This is a genomic window from Aeromonas sp. OTU364 (genome assembly GCF_038440395.1).
Classification (GTDB): domain Bacteria; phylum Pseudomonadota; class Gammaproteobacteria; order Enterobacterales; family Aeromonadaceae; genus Aeromonas.
The window spans coordinates 47,423-69,044 of record NZ_JASATR010000012.1 but is presented as its reverse complement, the minus strand read 5'-3'; the positions used below and the strand labels follow the sequence as shown (position 1 = coordinate 69,044).

Sequence of the window (21,622 nt, the reverse complement as noted above, 5' to 3'; positions counted from 1 at the left end):
CGAAGGAAAAGCCACAAACAAAAACCGCAGCCCAAGGCTGCGGTTTTTTTATTGGGTCAAGCTGTTGGCGCGAGCAGCGCCACCGGCCTTAGGCGCGGCGCCAGCTGGTCTTGCCGGCGCTGTCTTCCAGCACGATGCCCATCTCGGTGAGACGGGCTCTAGCGGCGTCGGCCGCGGCCCAGTTCTTGTCGGCACGGGCCTGGTTGCGCTGGGCGATCAGTTGCTCGATCTCGGCCACTTCGTCGTCCGCTTCGTTGCCCTTCAAGAAGGCGTCCGGGTCTTGCTGCAGAATGCCGAGCACGGCGCCCAATTCCCGCAGGCGGGCACCCAGGCCAGCGGCGACCTGGATGTCTTCGGCCTTCTGGCGGTTGATCTCGCGCACCAGGTCGAACAGGGCGGAGTAGGCTTCCGGGGTGTTGAAGTCGTCGTCCATGGCATCGACAAAGCGGGCCACCTGCTCGTCGCCACCGGCGGCGGCAGCCACCGGCAGGTCGCGCAGGGCGGTGTACATCCGCTCCAGGGCGGCGCGGGCCTGCTTCAGGTTCTCTTCCGAGTAGTTGAGCTGGCTGCGGTAGTGGCCGGACATCAGGAAGTAGCGCACGGTTTCGGCGTCAAAATGGGCCAGGACGTCGCGGATGGTGAAGAAGTTGCCAAGGGACTTGGACATCTTCTCCTTGTCCACCATCACCATGCCGCTGTGCATCCAGGTGTTGACGTAGTCGCCACCGTGGGCGCAGCAGGACTGGGCGATCTCGTTCTCGTGGTGGGGGAACTGCAGATCCGAGCCGCCGCCGTGGATGTCGAAGTGGTTGCCAAGGTGCTTGGAGTTCATGGCGGAGCACTCGATGTGCCAGCCGGGACGGCCCGGGCCCCAGGGGCTGTCCCAGGTCGGCTCGCCGGGCTTGGACATCTTCCACAGCACGAAGTCCAGCGGGTTGCGCTTGGCTTCGACCACGTCGACCCGGGCGCCGGCCTGCAGCTGCTCCAGATCCTGACCGGAGAGCTTGCCGTAGTCGGCGAAGGACTCGACGATGAACATGACGTCACCGTTGTCCGCCACGTAGGCGTGCTCTTTCTCCAGCAGGGTTTCCACCAGGGCGATGATTTCACCAATGTGCTGGGTGGCGCGGGGTTCGATGTCCGGGCGCAGCATGCCGAGGGCGTCGAAGTCCTGGTGCATGTCGCCGATCAGGCGCTCGGTGAGGTCGTCACAGGTGACCCGGGTCTCGGCGGCGCGCTTGATGATCTTGTCATCCACGTCGGTGATGTTGCGCACATAGGTGAGATCGTAACCGGCGTAACGCAGGTAACGGGCCACCACGTCGAAGGAGACGAAGGTGCGGCCGTGGCCGATATGACAGTGATCGTAGATGGTGACGCCACACACATACATGCCCACCTTGCCCGGGTGGATAGGTTTGAATTCTTCTTTTTGACGAGTGAGTGTGTTGTATATCTTCAGCATCTTATGACCACTGCCTGTGAGTAAAATGGCCTGACATTCTAACCGCATCCGGTGGAGAAAACGAGGCAGAAAAAGCGCCGGATCCCCCATGCCATCTATGCCGCAGCCCCTCGATGGGCTAGAATTGCCACCACTTTAGGCCATAGCCCATGCAACAGCCGCGAGCGGCTTCGTGCTCGCGCAACATTTGAAAGGACATATCATGGTTACTCTGCACACCAACCACGGCGACATCACCCTGACCCTGAACGCGGAAAAAGCCCCCGAGACCGTGGCCAACTTCCTGCAATACTGCCGTGACGGTCACTACGACAACACCATCTTCCACCGCGTCATCGACGGCTTCATGATCCAGGGCGGCGGCTATGCTCCTGGCTTTGAAGAGAAAGAGACCCGCGCCTCCATCAAGAACGAGGCGGCCAACGGCCTGTCCAACAAGATTGGCACCATCGCCATGGCCCGCACCAGCGAGCCGCACTCCGCCAGCGCCCAGTTCTTCATCAACGTGAACAACAACGACTTCCTGGACTTCAAGTCCCCCACCACCCAGGGCTTCGGCTACTGCGTGTTCGGTGAAGTCACCGCCGGCATGGACGTGGTCAACAAGATCAAGGGCGTCAAGACCGGCAACTACGGCCGCATGCATCAGGACGTGCCGACCGAAGACGTGGTGATCACCAAGGTGACCCTTGCTGAGTGATTGTCGCCTCCTCGGCACTGACACAACTGCGGCCCCGGCCGCAGTTTTTCCATCTGCGCAGGGCACCCCGGTCAACTGGCGCCGCCTCGACTACCTGGCCCGGGGCAATCCCCGTCAGCGCTCCGCCCACGCCCTGCTAAGCAGTGGTATGTGGGATGCACTTGAGCGCCTGTGCCAGGACCTGGCCCTGGTGAGCACAGTCGCCATCGGGCTCGATCGGCCCGGCAGCGATCTCGATGTGCTCTGCCAGCACCCTGAGCCCGCGCGCCTCGCCGCCCTCTTGCGCGAGCAGGGCTGGACGGCCAGCGACAAGGGGAACCAGGTGTGGCTGATGGAGCAGACCCTGACAGGCCCGGACCAGGCGCGCTGGCCGGTGGAGCTCTATGTCACCCCGGCGCGGCTCGAGACGCTCAACGGCTGGCGTCACCTCAGCCTGATGGCCGCCCTGCTGGGGCACTTTGGCCACGACTTCTATCAGGCCGTGCTGCGCCTTCGCCTCGAGGCAGGGCTCAAGGGAGAGGCCGCCATCTGCCGTCTGCTTGGGCTTGGCGGCGATCCTTACGCCGCGCTGCTGACCCTGGAGGGGCGCGACCTTGCCGCGCTCCACTGGCAGGCCCCATCCCAGTGCGACTCGCCCACGCCGGCAGGCTCCCCTGCCCCCCTCAGCCCGGACCCCATCAAGAGCACTCATCCCACATCATGAGCACCCTTTTTATCAGTGACCTTCACCTGTGCGCCCAGCGGCCCGACATGACAGCCGCACTGGTGCGTTTTCTCGAGCGCGACGCCCCCAAGGCCGATGCCCTCTATGTGCTGGGTGATCTGTTCGAATTCTGGATTGGCGACGACGATCCCAACCCGCTCCACCGCCAGGTGGCCGAGGCTTTCCTCGCCCTGAGCCGACAGGACGTGCCCATCTACTTCATCCACGGCAACCGCGACTTCCTGCTGGGCAAGGCCTTCGCCAAACGGGCGGGCATGACGCTGCTCGGCGACCCCTGCGTCATCGATCTCTACGGCGAGCGGGTGCTGCTGAGCCACGGGGACCTGCTCTGCACCCTGGATGAGGGTTATCAGAAGTTTCGCCGCATCACCCAGCTCAAATGGCTGCGCTGGCTCTTCCTGCGCCTGCCGCTGGCCCGCCGCCAGATCATCGCCTGCAGGATGCGGGGCCAGAGCCAGATGGAAAATGCCGGCAAGCCACAGACCATCATGGATGTGACCCCGGCGGCGGTCGATGCCCTGCTGCGCCAGCATGGCTGCCGGCTGCTTATTCATGGCCACACCCACAGGCCCGCCGTCCATGACTTCGTGCTGGACGGCAAACCGGCACGGCGCATCGTGCTGGGAGACTGGTTCGAGCAGGGATCCGTGCTGAGCTGCTCCCCGCAGGGCCAGCGGCTCGAGAGTCGCCCCCTTCCCGAGTGACGCTCGCCCTCAGGATGAGGGATGCCCATATGACAATGTCTGTCCCCTCCCCGGGCAGGATGCAACGCCGAACCCTGCATATACTCTGTGTCTGTGCACACAAATGAGGACGAAATGATGGGATTTCTGACCTGGGTTGTATTGGGATTGATCGTCGGCATCCTGGCCAAATGGATCATGCCGGGCAAGGATGGGGGCGGTTTCTTTATGACGGTGATCCTGGGGGTCATCGGCGCCATGGTGGGTGGCTATGTGAGCACCCTGCTGGGCATGGGGACGGTCACCGGCTTCAACCTGCCGAGCATCCTTATCGCCACCGTGGGTGCCTTGATAGTGCTGTTTGTCTACAACAAGATCCGCAGCTGAGCGGCTGAGCCCGCTTCTTTCAGCACTCTCTGTGTATGCCCCCGGGCCAGGATCCGAAACCTTGGGTTTCGGATTTTTTTATGGGCGAGCCGCGCCTTTCGCCCCAGGCGCCCGCTAACAGGACAAGTCGCCCTGCCAGGCGCCGAAGTTCTGGCGCGAGGCGCTGACCAATCGAGGTCGGCAGCTGCGGCCCTGCGGCCGATCTCGCACTGCCGCCTATGGCATCCCGTTATTGCCATACAGACAGAAACCGGGGCGCTCGCTCAAGCGCGCGTAGTAATCGCTCACCGCCGCGAGTGGCGGGCGATCGAAGGGCGTATGGAACCAGCGATTCACCGACAGGCCGATGGGAATGTCCGCCAGCGAGAAGCGGCTCCCGGCCACATAGCCGCCGGTGGCCTCGAGCTGTCTGTCCAGGATCTGCATGTATCCGGACCACTCGGCACAACTCGCCGCAATCGCCTGACTGTCCTGATGGACGGGGGAGAGCCTCACCAGCGACATGAAGGCGTAGCTCCAGGCGCGGTTCAAATCCGACGACTGCCAATCCATCCATTGATCGACCCTGGCCCTCGCCCGCGCCTCGGCGGGATAGAGCGAGCCGTCACCATAGCGCGTCGCCAGATATCGGATGATGCTGTTGGACTCCCACAGGGTGAAGTCCCCATCCCTCATGACCGGCACCATACCGTTGGGATTCAGCCCCAGAAACTCGGCGCTCCGGGTGGACTGAAAACCGCTCTCCCACTCCTCCCGCTCGAAAGGGAGATCCAGCTCGGCGCAGCTCCACAGCACCTTGCGCACATTGATTGACGACGCCTTGCCCAGGATCCGTACCATATCTTCATCCTTGTGTGAGAAGGGCCCAGCTTCCATCAGGGGGACGGCGCCGGTCAAGGGGCAGAGCCATGACCACGGCAGCCCCATGGAACGAACCAATGGGGCCGCACGGGAACCTGGCACGAGAGGGGTGAGCCACGAATGAAAAAGAGGTGGTGGACTAAACTCATGCTTGCGTGTCCGGTTTGACCGACGCCTTCAGAGCGGCCGCGGGACAGGCGAAGCAGTAAAGGACAACATCATGAAAATATGGAAAATCTGCCTGATAGCAGCGCAGCTCATGCTGGTTGCCTGCGCCTCCTCCAACGGTGCAGGGCCTCCCCCGACCGGGGACGATGGCAGCAACGCCGGCGGCAAGAGCGGGGGTGGCAGCAGCTACCTGACCTATTAGCCGGGCCATCTCCTGCAAACCGAGGCTCAGCCAAGCCCCAACGTCGAATACGACAAGACCAGACAGCGCCGGTAACCCGCCGGCGCTTTTCGTCTCGCCAATCGGTGATGCCCTGCCTGCCAACCACGGGCACTGTGACCCGGGAGGCGCACAACAGCGCCATCTGGATCAAGGGTAAACACGGAGGAAAAACAAAAAGGCCACTATCGCTAGTGGCCTTGGTAACTCTTTGATTGCTTTCTTCAATAACTGGTGCCCGAGATGCCCTGCCCGCCGACCACGGGCACAGTGACCCAGGGAGAGGCAGAACAGCGCCATCTGGATCAAGGGTGGACACGGAGGAAAAACAAAAAGGCCACTATCGCTAGTGGCCTTGGTAACTCTTTGATTGCTTTCTTCAATAACTGGTGCCCGAGGCCGGAATCGAACCGGCACGACGCGAACGTCGAGGGATTTTAAATCTGATATGCCCCCTTGTGAAAACAGTCACTTACATAAAAATCAACGAGTTATAAAACCAATGATGGTTAAAAACGACCACCCATTAAAAAATATGTCGCCACTCTGTCGCCACTTTTATCCCTTCTCCGCCAGCAGCGCCGACAGCCTGCGCCACTCTTCCGCAAACAGCCGCCTCAGATAAAACTGCCTGAGCCTGATGGACAGTTTCTTGGCAAACCCGGCCTTGGCCTCTCTTGCCAGCAAGCTCTGGATCTCTGCCCAAAGTGAGTCACGTTCAAAACCGGTCCAGATCGGCGGCACGGGTGCCAGGGTGTTGGTGTAACAGACCGGCGCCACCCATTCGAACAAGACTCTCTCCACATGAGTAACAGGAAAAGCCCTCGCCACCCTGGCGATGTAGTCGTAATCGACCTCGTTATCGACGAAGAGGTCCGATAGCGCTTCGCACAGATCGATGTCTGACAATAGCTGTTCCACTCTCAAGCTCCACAGGGCCAAGTGGCTTCAATTTACACCACAGACGGCCAACGGGTTCAACCTCACCGCATCTTCCAGATGGTCGGGGGCGAAATGGGCGTAGCGCATGGTCATGGCGATGGTGGAGTGGCCGAGTATCTTCTGCAGCACCAGAATGTTGCCGCCGTTCATCATAAAATGGCTGGCGAAGGTGTGGCGCAGAACGTGGGTATTCTGCCCCGGTGGCAGCTCCAGCCCTGCCCGTTCGACCACCATCTCGAAGGCGCGGTAGCAGTCACCAAACAGGCGGCCTCGCTTTCTCGGCAACTGGGCATACAGCTCGGGGCTGATGGGCACGCTGCGGCTCTTCTTGCTCTTGGTGCGGGTGAAGGTGACGCGATTGGGGGATACCTGGGACTGGGTCAGCTCTTCCACCTCAGACCAGCGGGCGCCGGTAGCGAGGCACAGCTTCACCACCATCAGCAGATCGGGGTTTGGGCTCTCGGCGCAGGCGGCCATTAGGCGCTTGAGTTCGTCAGGGTAGAGAAAGGCCAGCTCGGCCTCTGCCACCTTGTAGGCCCGCAGCCCATCGAGGGGGTTTTCCCCCTGCCACTCCCCTAGCCTTTTCAGCTCGTTGAACACCGCTCGCAGGTAGGCATGTTCGCGATTGACCGTGTTGGGGGTGACGCCCTGCTTCTCTTGGTTGATGGCGCGTCGGTCGGTGATATCACCCGAAAGGCGGGCTTCACGGTAGGCGGCAAAGTCGCGGGCGGAGAAATTGACCGCCAGCGGATCCCCCAAGGCATGGCATATCGTCAGCAGCTTGGACTTGCGGGCCTCGCCATCACGCAGGCTCTGACCATGGCGACCAAACCAGAGTTCGACCAGATCGGAGAGATGCCGTTCATCGCTGGGCGCCATCTGCCCTTCCAGCCAGGGTTTGCTCTTGTCCGGATCCAGCATAAAGCGCTCGAACGCTAGCGCTTCGCCCTTGGTAGCGAACTGTTTGCGGATCCGTGGTGCGCTGGGGTTTGCCTTGCCAGGCCGTCCCTCTGGATAAATTTCGACCAGCCACTTTCCCGATGTTTGTTTTCTTACTGCCATAGTCCCCCTCTCACAGATAACTGTAATTATATACAGCACATAAGCAACTGTTAGCAGGGTTTGAGCGAAGCTGCAATAAACATAAAGGAATGAACTTAGGCCAAACTCTGCATTCAAATCGACCGATCTGTCCAGTCCAGCCGCTGCTCGGCAATACAGCAGAAGACATGGGCCTGAAAATGAGGGCATTACCCTGATACCAGCCCAATTATTGTTGGCCGCTAGTTCACTCCCTAGGAACTCAAGCTCCCACCCAACTGGGGATGGTGGGAGTAATAGAGCAGATAGCGATAATTTATTTATAAAACATTAGATAGGTATCAGTTTTTAACTGATACCATCTCATTTATCAACTGACATAAATTATAATGTTAATATAAGACAACATCTAATATCACTCAGACTTACCAAGCATTGGATTGGACGAACTACTTGGTAGTTCTTCCGCCCTAGCCTGAGTTTTCCAAGCTATTTCAGCAATTTCTTTAATTCTATCTACTATTGGTTTTGCATCAGTACCTAGCTTACCAAGCACAACCCCAGCATCTCCAACCAGTCCCCAGAAACGATCAAGGTCCGATATCCGTTTATGCAGCTCAGATTGTAAATGCTCTAGCCTTTTTAAAAGACGCTGACGATGCTTTTGCTCTAGGCTGTTACTTTCAGATATATGTGTTCTCAACTCATTTATTAACAACTGCACTCTTTCCAAGTCACCTTGAGAGAACTCATATGCGAATACTTTCTTAAAAACATCACTATAACGTTGGGTGTATTCACTTATTTTATCTTTCAGTAAATACTTGTTGTATTTACTTTTTACTTCACCGAGGTAAGATTTAAGATTTACACAATTCTCGTTAATGTCAGATGTAGCTTCAGGAAAAGTAAGCCCTTCATCATCATGCCCTTTTTCTTGTATAACCAAGTTAATAAATGATGCCCCCTCCCATAAGACCTCATGTTCTTCCTCAGTCCAAATTTCAGGATTATTTATTATTTCAAGTTGATTTTCAATTTCCTTACAAGCTTCAGGAATGCCCACATATGGATTATCTAAAACATGTTCAATGAAATCGCCATCAAATAACATACTATCCCCTCAATAATGTAAATATTAATCTACTAGCGATACCCTGATACGTAACCACTCTTCTTCATTAATGATTTGAATATCACATCCTTTTTCCTTCGCCTTGATGGCGGCTTCAATCTTGCGTCCATGGCTGGTGAACATCCAATCACGGCTGGCGAGACTTCCGACGATCAGTACATTAAGATGCGTAGTAACCCCCTTCACTGGTGAAGCGCCAAGCATCTTTGCTTGTTGCTCAAGGTTGTGACGGGTATCGGAGAGGAACTTACCGGTGAAGCAGACTGTTTTTCCTCGAAGACTCATCACACTTCCATCGGCAAAGAACTCGGTCGCCATTCCCGCTGCAAGGCCTGATTCTGTGAAGCGTTGGCCGGAGATCTGCTTGACCAGCTCCAACAGATCTTCGCGCTCGTCTTCAGTGATCTTACCGTCGGCCAGAATATCGTTGAGACGATTGAACAGCAGACTACCCGGCCATGAGGCAAGCAGGTCACGATGCTTGAGCAGCAGCGAACTGAGCGCGAGTATTTCTTGCTCAACAATGTTGCTATCAGCGCTGATGCCCTGCAGGAAACCAAGCAGCATGTTAACCAACGCATCCATGTTGTCGTGCTCAATTTCGTTGTACTGCAACACATCGTTGAGTAGGTTCAGCAGGTCTTCTTTCTCATCTGCAGTGATAACACCGTCTTCGAGAACGTCATGGATGAGATCTTGAATATCGAGGAAATCACCATCTTTTTTGAACTCGGAATCCGATTTCAACCAAGTTGCCATAAAGAGGACTTCAGTATCGTTGAGACGCTGATCGGCAGTGATACCGCTCAAAATGCCGTGAAGGCTGATCAGGGCTTTCTGCTTATTGCGCTTGTAACCAAATGACATCGGCACATCATTGAACTCTGGCATGTTTTCTCCCCAAAACGTTTTTGCAGCCCAAGCATGTCGTCCAATGTTATTTTCGTCTTGGCGTGGCTATAAGCTGGCAACGGATACAAAAACAGGGCGCATTAGCGCCCTGTTTATCTTTTTCTAAAAATTCGGTGTTCTACCATGACGCCGATGATTTCGATGTGCTGCCGGTCGGAGTGCATGGTGGGGAAATCGTCGTTGAGGGGCACCAGTTCGAAGACATCTTGCCCACTCTCATCGATGCCGCGGGGCCGGTACTTCTTGAAGGTGGCTTCTTCGCTGCCGTTCTTGGCGACGACATAGTCGCCCGGCCGTGGTTGTTCATCGGGGTCGATGATGACCAGGTCCCCTTCGTTGAACATCGGGGTCATGGAATGGCCCCGGATCCAGAGACCAAAGCCACAGGGCCCGATATCGACGCTGGCCGTCACATACTCGACATTGCCATCAAAGGTGGTGGCCTGCTCACAAATCTCGCGCCAGTTCCCAGCCTGAACGTAACTGAGGATCGGGATGCGATTCCCCTGGGGAATCACCGCTGGCTCGACGTTGTGATAACCAGCCAGGTTTGTCCCTGCCCCCCCAACTGCATCTCCCCCGAAGAGCAACCATTCTGGCTTTACGCCGAGAATTTCAGCAAGCCTAACCAGGTTGTTACCTTTGGGTGAGGTGTCCCCCCGCTCCCATTGGCTTACAGAGACACGGTTTATCCCCAGCTTTTTAGCCAAGGATTCTTGGGTCAAGCCGTGGACTAGTCGTTGTGATTTTATGCGCGAATGTATGTTCATGTAAGTTATCTTACAGAACGACTCCGGAGTTTTTACTTCCTTTTTTGGTAAGTTTTTGTTGCTTTCGCCAGTAGGCGAGCTTACATTCTCTTCCATTAGGTAAGTCAACTCATCTGGGAACGTAAGAAAATGAAAAAGAATGAAGCCATAAAACACTACGGTGGCGTTGTTCAGTTAGCTGCCGCCCTCGGTATCAAGCCTCAGTCTGTTTCTCAGTGGGGTGACACCATCCCCCAAGGCCGCGCTTACCAGATTGAGCTACTGACCGGCGGCCAGTTGAAAGCCAATCAGCCCCACGCCGCGCAAGGCCGCGCGTAATTCATACCGCAGGAGGCAACCATCCATGATCATCGCCCCCATCCATATCGATACCCCGGTTTGCACGGTCGAGAGCTTCTCCGAGCGCACCGGCCTGACCCAGCGCACGGTGGAGAACTACGTGCGGGCCGGGCGCATTCCCATCATGCCCAAGCAGGGCCGCGCTGAAAAAGTGCTGATCAATCTGGTGCTTTACACCCAGCAGGCCATGAATCAGCCGGGTCTGGAGCCTGTTCCTGCCCCTGTGCGTCGTCCCAGAGTGTCGCGCAAGCAGAAGGATGAACACCATGTTTGAACAGGCAAGCAGCAAACACCCGCACTTCGACTCCGCCTGTTCGCGCTTTGCCGCCAGCCATTCCCTGGCTGAGGTGGCCCGTGCGGCTGGCATCAACGTTCAGATGCTGCGCAACAAGCTCAACCCCGAGCAATCCCATCAGTTGACCGCCCGGGATCTGGTGGCTCTCTTCCACGCCACCGGCGACGAAACCCTGCTCGACGGGTTGCTGTTTGAGTGTGGGCTGACGGCGATTGCCATCCCCGAACGAGAGAAAGCCCCCAGCCTGGCCCATCAGGTGATCGACACCACGGCCAAGGTGGCCGGGCTCGGCGCACAGGCGCTGACAGTGGTGGAGAGCGGCCGCGTGACCAAGGGACAACGCAATGCGTTGGTCGGTGCGGCGACGGCGGCCATGGGCAACCTCGCCATTCTGATCACCGAGATCGAGCACAAATACCAAGCCATCCCCTCTCTGTCTTGTGCGCTGGATATCGCGCGCATGGCGGCCGGGGCTTAGGAGATTTCATGAGACTGATATGCCCCCACTGCGGATCCCGCGCCAGTACGCGTACCTCTACCCGGATGAGCCCGCTGTGCGGGATTGCCACTTACCAGTGCAGCAATGTGGAGTGCGGCCACACCTTCAAGGCGGGGTTCGAGATCATCGCGACCATCAGCCCCAGTGCCATGCCCAACCCGGCCATTGTGCTGCCCATGGTCCCCCGCAGGGTGAAGGCGGTGGCCCAATGAGCAGACTTCGCGCCGAACAAGCGGGGCTGATCCCGCTGCCGTTTTTGCTGTTCACCCGCGCCACTGTCGTTGCCAGCGGCGACGAGCCGGTGATGCGCAACACCACCCGTTTCGACGGCAGTTATCTGGAAGACAGCCAGGGCCGCCGTGGCGCGCTGCGCTTCCAGCCGTGTCGCCAATCTCGCCCGCGCTGGCTGACCAGGCTGCTGCAGGCATAACCGGAGGGCCACTCCATGAACACCGCACAGGTTTTCGAGCTCGTTCAGCAACCCAGCGCCGCAGACCGGGCGCTGGCAGAGATGCGTGCCCAATTCGGCCGCAATGGGACGGCCAGCCGCTGGTCACGCCTGCCGACCCGGGCCCGCGCCGTTATCTGTTACGCCGCCGGGTTATCGACCACCTTGGCCGGGCGCGAGCTGGATCAGTTCGATTTTGAGCAGCAAGAGGCCATCCGCCTTGCCCTGGGGGAGCTGCTGGCGACCCTGCGGGAATTCGACGGGTCTGTGCTGCACCGCCAGGAGTGGCACCGTACCACCCGCCGCAGCGAGGGGCCGACCCGCAGCGAGCAGGAACAGGCAGAACACGAGAACAAGCGCCGGGCCGAGCTCAACGAGCAGGCCGGCATATTGGAGGGCCGCATCGCGGCACTGAGAAAGGCAGCCGGGAACGGCCAATAAAAAAACCCCGCTATCGGTGTTGGCGCACCAGCGGGGCTTTCAATCAATCAGCGAGGAAAACCTCATGAACAATCTTACAGCAGAACAGGCGATCCGCAAAGTCGCGAACAGCCTCATTAATACCCATCGCCCCCAGCTCGGGGCATGTCACAGCCTCGCCATCGAGGCGAGCCTTGAGGCGCTGGCCGAACTGGCCGACGAGCTTGCACTGCTCGACCTCTACGCCGAGCTGACCAAGCGCCTTGAGATCCTGCAGGGTGGCAGTCGTCCGCACATCATCGGCGTGGACATGGCGGCCCCCGGCCATGACGTCACCGTGATATTCCAGCAGTCCTTCGCTGCCGCCCATGAATTGCTGGCAGCACTGGAGGAAATCGCAGGATGTGATCCGTTCCACCAGTCATCGGCAGGAATCATAGCCAGAGCGGCCATCGCCAAGGCCAAGGGAGTAGCCGCATGAGCAACATGAAATGTGAACAGTGCGGACGCTACCGCCTGCCAGACCCCGCCGCCTTTCGCTGCGGGGACAAGGTGACCTTCAAGCGTGTGATCCAGCGCGCCAGAACCACCCAGCTCAAAGCTGTCGATGGCCTCATCGTCGAGGAAGGTGTCGCCACTGTGACAATCCGGGTTCGGGGTGGTGACAGGGTCCAAGTCGCTCGCACCGGCATCACTATGCAGGGCGCGCCGGGTCCGCTGACCTATGAACTGTTCGGCATCTGCCATTGCAACGGAGGTGCCCTGTGACTGACGACCTGTTCGAGCTTGAAGCCCCGCAAGATGCTCTGGGCACCATAGAATGGGGTCCCGCCCATATGCAGCCGCCGGCGCCGGTCAGCCCACTGACCAAGCACTGGGAAGCAGCGCAGGAGGAGTTCAACACCTCGGGCAGTGATGCCCGCCGAAACCGCAACATCGCCCAGGAGCTGCTGGCCCTGGGCGCCATCCGCGCCGTGTATTGGCTGGCGCTGGGTGGCGGTGAAGTCGCGCTGGCCACAGAGATCGCCGAGTGGTGGGCCGAGTGTGAGCCACTCCACGGATTGGGGGAGACCATCAGATGATCCACGACTTCTGGCTCGATGCCTTGTTGAGCGACGCCGCGCGCCGCCGGGAATACCAACTCGAGTTACTGGATGCCCGTCGCCGTCCCTGCCGCCCCCACCGATATATCAAAACCCTGCTGGTCATGGTGCGCGCGGCCCGCCGCTGCGAACACCAATCTGCCGCCCGTCTGCGCCAGTCATACAACGGAGGCGCCATCTAATGACTCACCAAAAACCAGCCGGGCTTGCCCCGGCTTTGGGCGTCGTGCGCCCTGCAAAAAGCAATATCGTGACGCTGGAGCCCTGCACCAAGTGCCGCCAGAACGCGGTTTGCATGCCAGTGGCTGGCCGGCACGGTCGCCGATCCTACCCCTACTGTGTTGAACGCTGCTGGCCGCTGGCCCGCGCCGCCAGTGAAACCGTGGTGAAGGCAGCCCCTGCTGCTCGCCCCTCGATGCGCTGCAGTTGCTGCGGCGAGTTCGGCCATGTGCGCCCGGTCATCCTGGTCGGCAACCGGCTCACCAGCCTGTTTTTCTGCGAGGCCACCTGCTGGTCTGATCGGCTCGCCACCCTCGACATGGTACCGACCTGCTCCACCTGCGGCCGCTACCTGCAACCCAACGAGTATGTGAACGGCAAGTGCGGGGTGTGCAAATAATGGACGCCATCACCAACCTGCACGGGATCCAGCTGCCCCAGCACTATCTGGTCGGGCACCACGCCATCAATATGGCCGGAGCTGCCGAGCAACTGGCACGCATCGAGTGGCATGTCGCCAAGCCGCTGGCCGCGACCTTCCTGCGCCGCTACCCGGCCAACCCCAAGACCGCCAACATCTGGCTGCGCCGCATGGTCGATGCCTGTGCCGCCGCACAGAGCCGGTTTCCGGTACCGGTGATTGATCTTCGCAACGATGTGCGCCGCGAGCTGGTTGCCGCCGAGTGGGCCCGTCGCTGCCAACAATTGCTGACGGCGGTGGGCCATGAGCGCACCGCCGCCGAGCTGCTGGCCGATATCGGGGCCCAGGCCAAGGCCTGGCACTTCTGCCCTCCCCTACCAACTCACCCGCGCACCAAGGTGGAGCGCCTGCTGGGCCGCCCCCTCAGCCAAGAAGAGCGGGACGACCTGGCAGACGAGGTGGACAAGTTCGAAGGGGCCGCCGCCAGCCTGCTGGTGCGCCTGCTCGATGAATCCTGGTGGCTGCGCAAGATCAACCGTGCCTGGGCCATCTACTGTGAGTTGATTGCCATCCTCACCGGCCAGGTGCGAAAGGGGGTTAGCCCCTACGCCAGCGCCCACGCGGTACGTGAGTTCACCCAGCGCAAGGCAGCACAACAGGCATGGATGGCAGGCATGAGCGCCGTCAACGAAGAGCTGGGACAAGAGATCGACTTGGCTGACGCCATCATGGCGTCGGTCGCCAATCCGGCGATCCGTCGGCATGAGCTGATGGTGCGCATGCGGGGCTTTGAAGACATGGCGCAGGAGCAGGGCAAGCAGGGCCTGTTCCTGACCCTGACCGCCCCATCCAGCTATCACGCCTGGCGCCAGGGCAGCAAAGACAAGGCGAAGACCTACCAGAACGAGAAGTTCAACGGCGCCTGCCCGACCGACACCAACCGCCTGCTGTGCAAGCAGTGGGCCCGCTTTCGGGCGGCACTGGCCCGCGAGGGGATCATGGCCTTCGGCTTTCGGGTGGTGGAACCGCATCACGACGGTACCCCGCACTGGCACTGCCTGCTGTTTATCAACCCGGAACACCAGCGTGACTTTCTGACTCTGCTCGCCTACCACTTCACCGCCGCAGAACGGGCCGAGCTCAAGATGCCCAACGGTGACCAGCTCGACGCGCTAGCCGAGCTGAAAATCCGCAACAAGATGCCGCGCATCAAGTGGCTAATGGATGTGAATAGCCCGGCGGTGGTCAATGCCATCAACCCACGGGTGAACTGGAAGGAGATCGACCCGACCAAGGGCAGCGCCACCGGCTACATCGCCAAGTACATCGCCAAGAACATCGACGGCCACAAGGTGGGGATGGACTACGAGGCCGAGGCCCCAGTAGACCACACCACCATCGCGGTGGCGGCCTGGGCGAGCTGCTGGCGTATACGCCAGTTTCAGCAGATAGGCGGCCCTGCTGTGAGCGTATGGCGCGAACTGCGCCGCTTGGGTGACGAGGTAATCGAGTGGGATTGCATCCTGGAAGCCGCCCGCACCGCCGCCGACAACAACCGCTGGGGCGACTTTATCGACGCCATGGGCGGCATTGAACTGCCCCGCAAAGAGCACCTGATCCGCCTCTCCAAGCGCCTCGATGAAGCCGCCAACAAGTATGGCGAGGATGTGCTGCGCCTGATGGGGGTGATCACCGACATCGGCCAGACCACCGCCATCACCCGCACCGAGGGCTGGCAGATAGTGCGCAAGGGGGTCAACGGGTCGGGTTTGGGCGAGCAGCGCGAGCTTGCAGTGGGCGAGCGCAGCGAGTTGCCCTCAGGCGGCGGCAGCCGCACCCCTCGGAGTTCTGTCAATAACTGTACGGAAGGATCCAAATCGGGGGTGAAAGGATCCACTCTGGCTAAAGAGCTGGTCCGAATGGGGCTTGATGAGAGCAACGCCGCCCTGCTACAGCACGGCAGCATCGTCCACGCCGACGGCCAATATGTGCGACTGGTCGGCGATCGGCTGATTGTGAGCCGCACCTGGCCGGGTGCGGGCGATGCCGTGGCCGACCAGCTGACTGCCGAGGTCGAGGCAGAGCAGGCCAGAAAGCGGGCTGCCAGCAACGACAAGCTGAAACAGCAGGCCCGCGAGCTGATGCACTCCGGCGGCAACGTCACGGAATGGCTGGCCGCCCTGCCGCTGGCGCAGGCCGAAGTGGCGTTCGCCATCTTCACCCGCCTGCTGGATGACGAAGAGGACCGGGCCAGTTACCAGCCCACCGAACCGGAGCAGGCCCGCGTGGACTGGCTAGTAGCAGATAACAAACGCCATGAAGCAGAAATCGCAGCAGCCCGCCAACGCTGGGGCCTTTAACTAAGGAGGTTTGTATGAAGAAGAAACCCGCCCGCATGCTCTGGACTGGCACCATCGTATGTCAGAGCACCGGAAAGAAACTGTGGATTGCCGAGGGCTGCCACTACGACAAGGCCAACCCTGGTGCCCGCGAATGGCTTAACCCCACCTTCAATCCAGACGAATACGAATTTCCAAAGCCAGAGGAACCCAGAGAAACATGGTCGCCTTATGCAGAGGGGGAATAACGTGCAGGACATCATCCCCCGCGCCGACGTGGAGCGCCTGCTGCCGCTCTGTCAGCGGCTCTGGCCACTCCTCCAGCAGCACCCACCGGGATCGGCGGGTCGTTCCACCATCACCAGCACACTCGACAGCATGCCGGCCACTGACCGCCATTTCTGCGATTTGCTGCTCGACCGGATGGAACGGGTCATCCGGTTTGAGGATGACTGGTTCCCGTTCTACCAAGGCGAGGTCGACACCATCACCCCACCGAAGAAGGCGAAGCGGGTGCTGCCTGTCGGCCCAACACCCAAGCAGGTTTGGAAGGCAACTCGGGCGCGGCAGGGAGCGTTTGCCAAATGATAACGTCCTTACTTCACCACCGGCAGCTCGCCGAGCGCGGTGGTATAGCGGGGGCTTAACTGCTCCCGCTTCATCATCCACTCCCGGGTGTCGCGGCCGCGGGCCGCAAAGTAGACCTTCCCCAGCCGCCCCTGGTTGATCTTGTCGATGACCTGCATCAGCGCCTCGCTGCGCGGGGATGGCTGCTGTGCGGCGAACAGGTCGCCCTGCTGCATGCTGGCGGGGGTGAAGTCGGCCAGCATGACACCCCCTTTCTGGTATCGCTGCTCGTCGCGCCAGATGCGGGGGAGCAACTCGGGGATCAGGGCCAGCAGGGCCCGGGTGTCATGGGTGGGCGTGGCCAGCTTGGTGCTCACCTGGTTGCCGTAATAGGGCTCCCGGTTGCTGAATGGGCTGGTGCGGATGAACAGGGTCACGTGCCGGCAGCACATCCCCTCTCCCCGCAGCTTCTCGGCGGCACGTTCCATGTAGCCGGCCAGCGCCTGGTGCATGGGGCCTATCTGAGTGATGCGCTCGCCGAAAGAGCGCGAGCAGATGATCTGCTGCTTGGCCTGGGCCTCTTGCTCCAGCTCGGCGCAGGGGATCCCCCGCAGCTCCTGCACCGTGCGCTCGACCACCACGCCATAGCGGCGCCGCAGTGCCTTGGGATCAGCGGCGACCAGGTCAGCCACGGTCTTGATGCCCTGCGCTTCCAGCTTGGCCGACAGCCGCCGGCCAATGCCCCATATCTCGTCCACCGGGGTGATCGCCATGAGCCGTGCGTGCCGCGCTTCATCCCGCAGGTCGACCACTCCGCCCGTGGCCGGCCACTTCTTGGCGGCATAGTTGGCGAGCTTGGCGAGCGTCTTGGTGGGGCCAATGCCGACCCCAACAACCAACCCGGTCCACTGCTGCACCCGCTCGCGGATTTGGCGGCCATAGGCTACCAGGTCACCCGCCCAGGACTCGCTCAGTTCGATAAAAGCCTCGTCGATGCTATAGACCTCCACCGCCGGGGCCATCCCCTCCAGAATGGTCATCACCCGGTTCGACATATCGCCATAGAGGGCGTAGTTGCTGGAGAACCAGACCCCGCCCATGGCCTCGAAGAACTGTCGGATCTGGAAGTAAGGCACACCCATCTTGATGCCGAGCGCCTTGGCCTCCGCCGAGCGGGCCACCACGCAGCCATCGTTGTTGGAGAGCACCACGATGGGCCGCCCCTTGAGGTCAGGGCGAAACAGCCGCTCGCAACTGGCGTAGAAGTTGTTCACATCGACCAGGGCAACGGCGCAGCGCTTGTTCATGGACTATCCACCTGGTGCACGACAAAGGCCACTACCCCGAAGATTTCCAGCTCCTGCCCCTCACTGAAATGGATGGGCTGATAGGCCGGGTTGCCAGGCAGTAGCGCCACCGATGGCTCAAGCTGCAGCTTCTTCACCGTGAACTCGCCATCGACCGCGGCGACCACCACGCTTCCATGCTTGGCCTTGCGACTACGGTCGACGACCAGCAGGTCACCATCGCGGATCCCGTGATCCACCATGCTGTCACCAGCCGCCCGCACGAAGTAGGTGGCCGCCGGGTGGGCCACACACAGCTGATTGAGATCGATGGTCTGCTCGGTGTAGTCCTGCGCCGGCGACGGAAAGCCGCAGGCCACCGGGGAGAGAAACAGGGGTAACTCCAACAAGGGAGCATCGGGAGCGGGTTGAGCAAACATGCTGGCAATCTCGAAAGAACTGTATGGATAACCAGTATAGCAAGGCGCCAAAATCGGATCACCGTGCGGCGTTTGGCTCCGTCTACGCTGGCGCTGTAGCAGAGGGAGATCCGAGCCTATCCCAAGAGCATTGTGCTAAAGTTCAAGCCCTCAATAGAGTCAGAATGTTATGATTCAACTGGCTTTTTAATGACGAAACGTTAGGAGGAACTAGTGAAAGATAAACTCAAGATGAACCCAGGTGAAACCTTGAAGCGGGTACACTTTCGCACCAAAGGGACTATGGGCCAAACAGAGATAGAGACTCTATCGATTCTCAGTCCAAATGGGGAAGTTGTAGGCGAAGTGGTTTACACCGACCACACCAATTTGAGAGGTCTTCAAAGACAACAACATGTTTGCCAAACAGACCTTGAGGGCAATGTCATCGTGGATGAACGCTGGTAATTCCAGAATGAATACTACCGGGCCAAAGGCGCTATTGCGTCCTTGGCCCTTGTTATCTCTGTGTATGTCTCCTGCCGAAACTAACGTCCCCTTCCTTGTGTAGAACCGCTACCCTGCCGACGGTGTTGTGCTGCTGGGCGGGGTGATGGTGCCGATTTTTCCTGATAAGCGCTGATGCGGGCCGCAGAGGGTCGGAAAGGGACAAAAAGGGAGCATCGGGGACTATTGGGGTTGATTGGTGTCGCGCTGTTGCGCGATACTGCGCGGGCAACGGCAAAATCCGTTGCCGGGATTGGCGTCCCGAACATACTCAAGCGCACAACACGCGCCCGCGTGTTTTTTTATGTGCGGCCCAGTTGTACCCGCAATTTCAGTTATGGCGGGCTGGGCAGGGGCCCTTCGGGGCGCCGGTTTCCTTGAGTGCCCGGTACGCCAACCCTGTCCAGTTCGTCACCAGAAGATTGGCGTCGATGGTGGCGATTACTCTTTCACTCGAGGAATCACATCATGAACAGCATCCGCTTCCATGACACCCAGTTCACCGTTATCCCCCATCACGGCCAACCCTGGCTGACCGCAACCCAGATCGCCCAAGCTCTTGGCTATGCCAACGACGATGCAGTGAGCCGCATCTACCGCCGTAATGCGGACGAATTTACCCCCTGCATGACCGGGACGGTCAATTTGACCGTCCCGGGAAATCCCATGCAGATCCCGGTTCGGATCTTCTCCTTGCGCGGCGCCCATCTGATCGCCATGTTCTCCCGCACCGCGCTCGCCAAGGAGTTCCGCCGCTGGGTGCTCGATGTGTTGGACCGCGAAACCGCCGCCCATCCGCAGCCCGTCACCGTGCTGACCGACGACGAGCTGCATTCGCTGGCGTGGCTTTGGCGCGCCGCCGATTACATGATGGGGGCCGCCCGTCGCATCTATCCCCTGCTCGATGTCGCCGAACACCGCGAAGCCGGCACCTACTACTCCATCATCCACGAATACCCGATGACCCTGGCCGCCGCCCAACGCATCCTGGCCGACAAGACCCGCCATGTGCAGCCCACCACCCACAGCCACCGCGACTGGAACAGGTTGATCCCCCACCTGCACCGCTAGTCAATAGCAAAAAGTTGGTAATTGTGACAGGTCACGCACCTCGATGCGTGACCTGGAAACTTCAAACGAGTACCATCCATAAAGAATTGAATGTTGCCCAATTACAGGGGCCTCAATGGAAATTAATAAATTTAGACGTTCAACACAAACCAAGAAACTAACAAAAAATTTATTTTATTTGTAAGTCCTTTAACTTTAATAAAGAACCAGGAGCAGTAATGGAACTCGGAGTATATGACTTAGAGTCTGCGGTAGCATGGTATATAAACTATATATCGAATGGAGATGAATATCCGGATCAATCTGACATAGTTAGATGCATTCATGGAAAAACTTTTCCTCACTTAGATTACTTCTATGGTAAAAATGACATAGATCCTATTAAAATCAATGAGTCCCCCAAAATTACAAAAAGAAGAAATGGCTCTGTAATTATTACAAACATTCCTAATGATATCCAGGTAGATACTAAAGTCACAAAAAAAATGCCAGATGAATATAGCTACCTATCAACAAAGCTAAGGGAAAAAAATATAACCCTAGAAAATGTTTTGGATATTGAATTCTTTGAGCGTTACGAAGCACATATTAATTACCACTTACAGTTAACTGGAGGAATCGAAGAGGTTTATAAAGAATTTAGCAATTCCGTTGAGCCTTCGGTCAACCATAAGGGCATGTTTAGAACAACAAAATCTCCCCAAAGCCTGATCAAGCTCCTCTACGAGATGCAGTTCAATGAGTTTGAAAGTATTTTTATGGGTGGTGATTCAAGTCACCTTTATGACGTTCTTGATGACTCAGGGGAGAAAATTGACAAGAAAAAATTCACAGCATTTTTGGATACAGAAAAAATTCATATGCAGTTTGCAATGTGCAGTTTTGGCCCTTTCAAAAACATTCCAGTATTAGCATATTTCGGTTATGGTAACTACTATCCATTTTCACAAAAAGTAAAGAATAAAAATGACCGTTTAGAGCGTTTCTCACAAATTAATAAAGGAGATATTATTGACACCGAGTATTACATGCGAGAATTAACACGATCAAATAATGATAAGACCAAGGATCTACAGAAAAAAATCAATGAATGCCAAAAAAATTACCATGAATATTTCAAAGAAAAATTTGACCTTAAAGACATCAAGAAAAAGCATCTTGAAAATAATGGATGCGAGAATAACTATCCTTCATTTGTAGACAGTTTCATGATGCTAGAGCCTGTGATTCGAACTAAGTCTGCTGCACTAATCGCATATGAATACCCTTTTTACCCATGACTAATAATATCTACATATAGTTTGCCTAAAAAGCTTAGCTCCAATATTGAATGGATCTGACGGAAAATGAAGGATCGCAAAAAGGATCCGGTATCCCCCGCGCGGCCAGCGCTGGCGCGGGGAGCAGTAGGTAGCCAGCAGTCTTTCACTCGAATGGAAATCGACACAGGAAGCGCGCAGGCGAGGCGGGGTCCCGATTGCGCGCCAGCGGTGCTGGCAGGGGTCGGCAGGCGGCGCCTGCCGCTCTGAGAGGATGCTCGAGGATCAGGGGTGACGCTGGGCGCGGGAAGCTGGTCGATGCAGCAGCGGAGTGCTCAGACCGTCAGATGAGAGACAAAACAAAGCCCCCTCGGTGAGGGGGCTTTTCTTAAGCCATTCGGGCACACACAGACTCCAGGTGC

Annotated in this window: 32 protein-coding genes; 23 read left to right on the top strand and 9 right to left on the bottom strand. The window is 58.3% G+C overall.

The features are described 5' to 3' along the window. Positions 1 to 88: 88 nt before the first annotated feature. On the bottom strand, positions 89 to 1,465 hold the full coding sequence (cysS, locus tag AAHB08_RS13165; RefSeq protein WP_319914215.1) for a cysteine--tRNA ligase: 1,377 nt from the start codon (positions 1,463 to 1,465) through the stop codon (positions 89 to 91). A 202-nt stretch (positions 1,466 to 1,667) separates the two neighbouring features. On the opposite strand from cysS, the gene AAHB08_RS13160 reads away from it, so the two are divergent. The 4 genes from AAHB08_RS13160 (at position 1,668) to AAHB08_RS13145 (ending at position 3,959) form a co-directional block, all read left to right on the top strand. Beyond that, on the top strand, positions 1,668 to 2,165 hold the full coding sequence (locus tag AAHB08_RS13160) for a peptidylprolyl isomerase (protein ID WP_025327420.1): 498 nt from the start codon (positions 1,668 to 1,670) through the stop codon (positions 2,163 to 2,165). Beyond that, positions 2,155 to 2,868, top strand: a complete 714-nt coding sequence (locus AAHB08_RS13155; protein WP_342059178.1) for a DUF4269 domain-containing protein — start codon at positions 2,155 to 2,157, stop codon at positions 2,866 to 2,868. The genes AAHB08_RS13160 and AAHB08_RS13155 overlap by 11 nt, the downstream gene beginning before the upstream one ends. Next, the gene (lpxH, locus tag AAHB08_RS13150) at positions 2,865 to 3,593 is read left to right on the top strand and encodes a UDP-2,3-diacylglucosamine diphosphatase (RefSeq protein WP_342059177.1); all 729 of its coding nucleotides are present in this window, start codon (positions 2,865 to 2,867) and stop codon (positions 3,591 to 3,593) included. The genes AAHB08_RS13155 and lpxH overlap by 4 nt, the downstream gene beginning before the upstream one ends. Before the next feature lie 117 nt (positions 3,594 to 3,710). Continuing rightward, positions 3,711 to 3,959 (top strand): GlsB/YeaQ/YmgE family stress response membrane protein, encoded by a 249-nt coding sequence (locus tag AAHB08_RS13145; RefSeq protein ID WP_139437507.1) that lies wholly within the window; start codon positions 3,711 to 3,713, stop codon positions 3,957 to 3,959. A gap of 216 nt (positions 3,960 to 4,175) precedes the next feature. Here AAHB08_RS13145 and AAHB08_RS13140 read toward each other — a convergent pair whose 3' ends face one another. After that, the gene (locus tag AAHB08_RS13140) at positions 4,176 to 4,799 is read right to left on the bottom strand and encodes a glutathione S-transferase family protein (RefSeq protein ID WP_342059176.1); all 624 of its coding nucleotides are present in this window, start codon (positions 4,797 to 4,799) and stop codon (positions 4,176 to 4,178) included. Positions 4,800 to 5,040: 241 nt separating this feature from the next. Here AAHB08_RS13140 and AAHB08_RS13135 point away from each other — a divergent pair, with 241 nt between their 5' ends. Beyond that, positions 5,041 to 5,190, top strand: coding sequence for a hypothetical protein (locus AAHB08_RS13135; RefSeq protein WP_342059175.1), 150 nt, complete (start codon positions 5,041 to 5,043; stop codon positions 5,188 to 5,190). Positions 5,191 to 5,766: 576 nt separating this feature from the next. Here AAHB08_RS13135 and AAHB08_RS13130 read toward each other — a convergent pair. From AAHB08_RS13130 to AAHB08_RS13110, 5 genes are all read right to left on the bottom strand, one after another. Further along, positions 5,767 to 6,129, bottom strand: a complete 363-nt coding sequence (locus tag AAHB08_RS13130; protein WP_342059174.1) for a DUF7079 family protein — start codon at positions 6,127 to 6,129, stop codon at positions 5,767 to 5,769. A gap of 27 nt (positions 6,130 to 6,156) precedes the next feature. Beyond that, positions 6,157 to 7,212 (bottom strand): site-specific integrase, encoded by a 1,056-nt coding sequence (locus AAHB08_RS13125; protein WP_342059173.1) that lies wholly within the window; start codon positions 7,210 to 7,212, stop codon positions 6,157 to 6,159. Positions 7,213 to 7,606: 394 nt separating this feature from the next. Beyond that, complete coding sequence (locus AAHB08_RS13120) at positions 7,607 to 8,305, bottom strand: hypothetical protein (RefSeq protein WP_342059172.1); 699 nt, start codon at positions 8,303 to 8,305, stop codon at positions 7,607 to 7,609. 24 nt (positions 8,306 to 8,329) lie between these two features. Further along, positions 8,330 to 9,217, bottom strand: a complete 888-nt coding sequence (locus tag AAHB08_RS13115; protein ID WP_342059171.1) for a BRCT domain-containing protein — start codon at positions 9,215 to 9,217, stop codon at positions 8,330 to 8,332. A 113-nt stretch (positions 9,218 to 9,330) separates the two neighbouring features. Beyond that, positions 9,331 to 10,008, bottom strand: coding sequence for a LexA family protein (locus tag AAHB08_RS13110; protein WP_342059214.1), 678 nt, complete (start codon positions 10,006 to 10,008; stop codon positions 9,331 to 9,333). A 129-nt stretch (positions 10,009 to 10,137) separates the two neighbouring features. On the opposite strand from AAHB08_RS13110, the gene AAHB08_RS13105 reads away from it, so the two are divergent. From AAHB08_RS13105 to AAHB08_RS13040, 14 genes are all read left to right on the top strand, one after another. Beyond that, on the top strand, positions 10,138 to 10,326 hold the full coding sequence (locus AAHB08_RS13105; RefSeq protein WP_139437422.1) for a Cro/CI family transcriptional regulator: 189 nt from the start codon (positions 10,138 to 10,140) through the stop codon (positions 10,324 to 10,326). A 25-nt stretch (positions 10,327 to 10,351) separates the two neighbouring features. Then, positions 10,352 to 10,621, top strand: a complete 270-nt coding sequence (locus tag AAHB08_RS13100) for a regulator (protein WP_139437424.1) — start codon at positions 10,352 to 10,354, stop codon at positions 10,619 to 10,621. Further along, a complete protein-coding gene (locus tag AAHB08_RS13095; RefSeq protein WP_342059170.1) occupies positions 10,614 to 11,120 on the top strand; it encodes a phage regulatory CII family protein in 507 nt (168 codons plus the stop codon). The genes AAHB08_RS13100 and AAHB08_RS13095 overlap by 8 nt, the downstream gene beginning before the upstream one ends. 8 nt (positions 11,121 to 11,128) lie before the next feature. Next, complete coding sequence (locus AAHB08_RS13090) at positions 11,129 to 11,353, top strand: ogr/Delta-like zinc finger family protein (RefSeq protein ID WP_025327433.1); 225 nt, start codon at positions 11,129 to 11,131, stop codon at positions 11,351 to 11,353. Beyond that, complete coding sequence (locus AAHB08_RS13085) at positions 11,350 to 11,571, top strand: hypothetical protein (protein WP_025327434.1); 222 nt, start codon at positions 11,350 to 11,352, stop codon at positions 11,569 to 11,571. The genes AAHB08_RS13090 and AAHB08_RS13085 overlap by 4 nt, the downstream gene beginning before the upstream one ends. A 15-nt stretch (positions 11,572 to 11,586) precedes the next feature. Next, positions 11,587 to 12,030: a hypothetical protein gene (locus AAHB08_RS13080; protein WP_342059169.1), complete on the top strand. Its 444-nt coding sequence runs from the start codon at positions 11,587 to 11,589 to the stop codon at positions 12,028 to 12,030. 64 nt (positions 12,031 to 12,094) lie between these two features. Next, positions 12,095 to 12,490: a hypothetical protein gene (locus AAHB08_RS13075; RefSeq protein ID WP_342059168.1), complete on the top strand. Its 396-nt coding sequence runs from the start codon at positions 12,095 to 12,097 to the stop codon at positions 12,488 to 12,490. Further along, the gene (locus AAHB08_RS13070) at positions 12,487 to 12,777 is read left to right on the top strand and encodes a hypothetical protein (protein ID WP_342059167.1); all 291 of its coding nucleotides are present in this window, start codon (positions 12,487 to 12,489) and stop codon (positions 12,775 to 12,777) included. The genes AAHB08_RS13075 and AAHB08_RS13070 overlap by 4 nt, the downstream gene beginning before the upstream one ends. After that, the gene (locus AAHB08_RS13065; protein WP_342059166.1) at positions 12,774 to 13,091 is read left to right on the top strand and encodes a hypothetical protein; all 318 of its coding nucleotides are present in this window, start codon (positions 12,774 to 12,776) and stop codon (positions 13,089 to 13,091) included. Before AAHB08_RS13070 ends, AAHB08_RS13065 begins: the two co-directional genes overlap by 4 nt. Continuing rightward, positions 13,088 to 13,294 (top strand): hypothetical protein, encoded by a 207-nt coding sequence (locus AAHB08_RS13060; RefSeq protein ID WP_342059165.1) that lies wholly within the window; start codon positions 13,088 to 13,090, stop codon positions 13,292 to 13,294. The genes AAHB08_RS13065 and AAHB08_RS13060 overlap by 4 nt, the downstream gene beginning before the upstream one ends. Before the next feature lie 113 nt (positions 13,295 to 13,407). Beyond that, the gene (locus tag AAHB08_RS13055; protein WP_342059164.1) at positions 13,408 to 13,731 is read left to right on the top strand and encodes a hypothetical protein; all 324 of its coding nucleotides are present in this window, start codon (positions 13,408 to 13,410) and stop codon (positions 13,729 to 13,731) included. After that, on the top strand, positions 13,731 to 16,112 hold the full coding sequence (locus tag AAHB08_RS13050; protein WP_342059213.1) for a replication endonuclease: 2,382 nt from the start codon (positions 13,731 to 13,733) through the stop codon (positions 16,110 to 16,112). Before AAHB08_RS13055 ends, AAHB08_RS13050 begins: the two co-directional genes overlap by 1 nt. A gap of 14 nt (positions 16,113 to 16,126) precedes the next feature. Further along, positions 16,127 to 16,339, top strand: coding sequence for a hypothetical protein (locus AAHB08_RS13045; protein WP_342059163.1), 213 nt, complete (start codon positions 16,127 to 16,129; stop codon positions 16,337 to 16,339). Position 16,340: 1 nt separating this feature from the next. Then, complete coding sequence (locus AAHB08_RS13040; protein ID WP_342059162.1) at positions 16,341 to 16,679, top strand: hypothetical protein; 339 nt, start codon at positions 16,341 to 16,343, stop codon at positions 16,677 to 16,679. A gap of 8 nt (positions 16,680 to 16,687) precedes the next feature. Here the strand turns inward: AAHB08_RS13040 and umuC are convergent, their stop codons facing one another. Next, a complete protein-coding gene (gene umuC, locus AAHB08_RS13035; RefSeq protein WP_342059161.1) occupies positions 16,688 to 17,965 on the bottom strand; it encodes a translesion error-prone DNA polymerase V subunit UmuC in 1,278 nt (425 codons plus the stop codon). Then, the gene (gene umuD, locus AAHB08_RS13030; protein WP_342059160.1) at positions 17,962 to 18,384 is read right to left on the bottom strand and encodes a translesion error-prone DNA polymerase V autoproteolytic subunit; all 423 of its coding nucleotides are present in this window, start codon (positions 18,382 to 18,384) and stop codon (positions 17,962 to 17,964) included. Before umuD ends, umuC begins: the two co-directional genes overlap by 4 nt. Positions 18,385 to 18,597: 213 nt before the next feature. Between umuD and AAHB08_RS13025 the strand changes: the two genes are divergently transcribed. From AAHB08_RS13025 to AAHB08_RS13015, 4 genes are all read left to right on the top strand, one after another. Further along, entirely contained in the window at positions 18,598 to 18,831 is a 234-nt protein-coding gene (locus AAHB08_RS13025) for a hypothetical protein (RefSeq protein ID WP_342059159.1), read from the top strand. Between the two features lie 174 nt (positions 18,832 to 19,005). Beyond that, complete coding sequence (locus tag AAHB08_RS21160) at positions 19,006 to 19,251, top strand: ash family protein (protein ID WP_422836334.1); 246 nt, start codon at positions 19,006 to 19,008, stop codon at positions 19,249 to 19,251. A gap of 87 nt (positions 19,252 to 19,338) precedes the next feature. After that, entirely contained in the window at positions 19,339 to 19,941 is a 603-nt protein-coding gene (locus AAHB08_RS13020; protein WP_342059158.1) for a P22AR C-terminal domain-containing protein, read from the top strand. A 218-nt stretch (positions 19,942 to 20,159) separates the two neighbouring features. Next, entirely contained in the window at positions 20,160 to 21,221 is a 1,062-nt protein-coding gene (locus tag AAHB08_RS13015; RefSeq protein ID WP_342059157.1) for a hypothetical protein, read from the top strand. Positions 21,222 to 21,622 lie beyond the last annotated feature (401 nt).

What these genes read in the sequence shown, in the direction of transcription:
- AAHB08_RS13020 (WP_342059158.1), top strand. Translation starts at nt 19,339, where the DNA reads ATGAACAGCATCCGCTTCCATGACACCCAGTTCACCGTTATCCCCCAT.
- AAHB08_RS13070 (WP_342059167.1), top strand. Translation starts at nt 12,487, where the DNA reads ATGAGCAACATGAAATGTGAACAGTGCGGACGCTACCGCCTGCCAGAC.
- cysS (WP_319914215.1), bottom strand. Translation starts at nt 1,465, where the DNA reads ATGCTGAAGATATACAACACACTCACTCGTCAAAAAGAAGAATTCAAA.
- AAHB08_RS13140 (WP_342059176.1), bottom strand. Translation starts at nt 4,799, where the DNA reads ATGGTACGGATCCTGGGCAAGGCGTCGTCAATCAATGTGCGCAAGGTG.
- AAHB08_RS13105 (WP_139437422.1), top strand. Translation starts at nt 10,138, where the DNA reads ATGAAAAAGAATGAAGCCATAAAACACTACGGTGGCGTTGTTCAGTTA.
- AAHB08_RS13135 (WP_342059175.1), top strand. Translation starts at nt 5,041, where the DNA reads ATGAAAATATGGAAAATCTGCCTGATAGCAGCGCAGCTCATGCTGGTT.
- umuC (WP_342059161.1), bottom strand. Translation starts at nt 17,965, where the DNA reads ATGAACAAGCGCTGCGCCGTTGCCCTGGTCGATGTGAACAACTTCTAC.
- AAHB08_RS13050 (WP_342059213.1), top strand. Translation starts at nt 13,731, where the DNA reads ATGGACGCCATCACCAACCTGCACGGGATCCAGCTGCCCCAGCACTAT.
- umuD (WP_342059160.1), bottom strand. Translation starts at nt 18,384, where the DNA reads ATGTTTGCTCAACCCGCTCCCGATGCTCCCTTGTTGGAGTTACCCCTG.
- AAHB08_RS13045 (WP_342059163.1), top strand. Translation starts at nt 16,127, where the DNA reads ATGAAGAAGAAACCCGCCCGCATGCTCTGGACTGGCACCATCGTATGT.
- AAHB08_RS13015 (WP_342059157.1), top strand. Translation starts at nt 20,160, where the DNA reads ATGGAACTCGGAGTATATGACTTAGAGTCTGCGGTAGCATGGTATATA.
- AAHB08_RS13080 (WP_342059169.1), top strand. Translation starts at nt 11,587, where the DNA reads ATGAACACCGCACAGGTTTTCGAGCTCGTTCAGCAACCCAGCGCCGCA.
- AAHB08_RS13055 (WP_342059164.1), top strand. Translation starts at nt 13,408, where the DNA reads ATGCCAGTGGCTGGCCGGCACGGTCGCCGATCCTACCCCTACTGTGTT.
- AAHB08_RS13120 (WP_342059172.1), bottom strand. Translation starts at nt 8,305, where the DNA reads ATGTTATTTGATGGCGATTTCATTGAACATGTTTTAGATAATCCATAT.
- AAHB08_RS13085 (WP_025327434.1), top strand. Translation starts at nt 11,350, where the DNA reads ATGAGCAGACTTCGCGCCGAACAAGCGGGGCTGATCCCGCTGCCGTTT.
- AAHB08_RS13115 (WP_342059171.1), bottom strand. Translation starts at nt 9,217, where the DNA reads ATGCCAGAGTTCAATGATGTGCCGATGTCATTTGGTTACAAGCGCAAT.
- AAHB08_RS13125 (WP_342059173.1), bottom strand. Translation starts at nt 7,212, where the DNA reads ATGGCAGTAAGAAAACAAACATCGGGAAAGTGGCTGGTCGAAATTTAT.
- AAHB08_RS21160 (WP_422836334.1), top strand. Translation starts at nt 19,006, where the DNA reads ATGCGGGCCGCAGAGGGTCGGAAAGGGACAAAAAGGGAGCATCGGGGA.
- AAHB08_RS13160 (WP_025327420.1), top strand. Translation starts at nt 1,668, where the DNA reads ATGGTTACTCTGCACACCAACCACGGCGACATCACCCTGACCCTGAAC.
- AAHB08_RS13095 (WP_342059170.1), top strand. Translation starts at nt 10,614, where the DNA reads ATGTTTGAACAGGCAAGCAGCAAACACCCGCACTTCGACTCCGCCTGT.
- AAHB08_RS13145 (WP_139437507.1), top strand. Translation starts at nt 3,711, where the DNA reads ATGGGATTTCTGACCTGGGTTGTATTGGGATTGATCGTCGGCATCCTG.
- lpxH (WP_342059177.1), top strand. Translation starts at nt 2,865, where the DNA reads ATGAGCACCCTTTTTATCAGTGACCTTCACCTGTGCGCCCAGCGGCCC.
- AAHB08_RS13110 (WP_342059214.1), bottom strand. Translation starts at nt 10,008, where the DNA reads ATGAACATACATTCGCGCATAAAATCACAACGACTAGTCCACGGCTTG.
- AAHB08_RS13075 (WP_342059168.1), top strand. Translation starts at nt 12,095, where the DNA reads ATGAACAATCTTACAGCAGAACAGGCGATCCGCAAAGTCGCGAACAGC.
- AAHB08_RS13060 (WP_342059165.1), top strand. Translation starts at nt 13,088, where the DNA reads ATGATCCACGACTTCTGGCTCGATGCCTTGTTGAGCGACGCCGCGCGC.
- AAHB08_RS13090 (WP_025327433.1), top strand. Translation starts at nt 11,129, where the DNA reads ATGAGACTGATATGCCCCCACTGCGGATCCCGCGCCAGTACGCGTACC.
- AAHB08_RS13100 (WP_139437424.1), top strand. Translation starts at nt 10,352, where the DNA reads ATGATCATCGCCCCCATCCATATCGATACCCCGGTTTGCACGGTCGAG.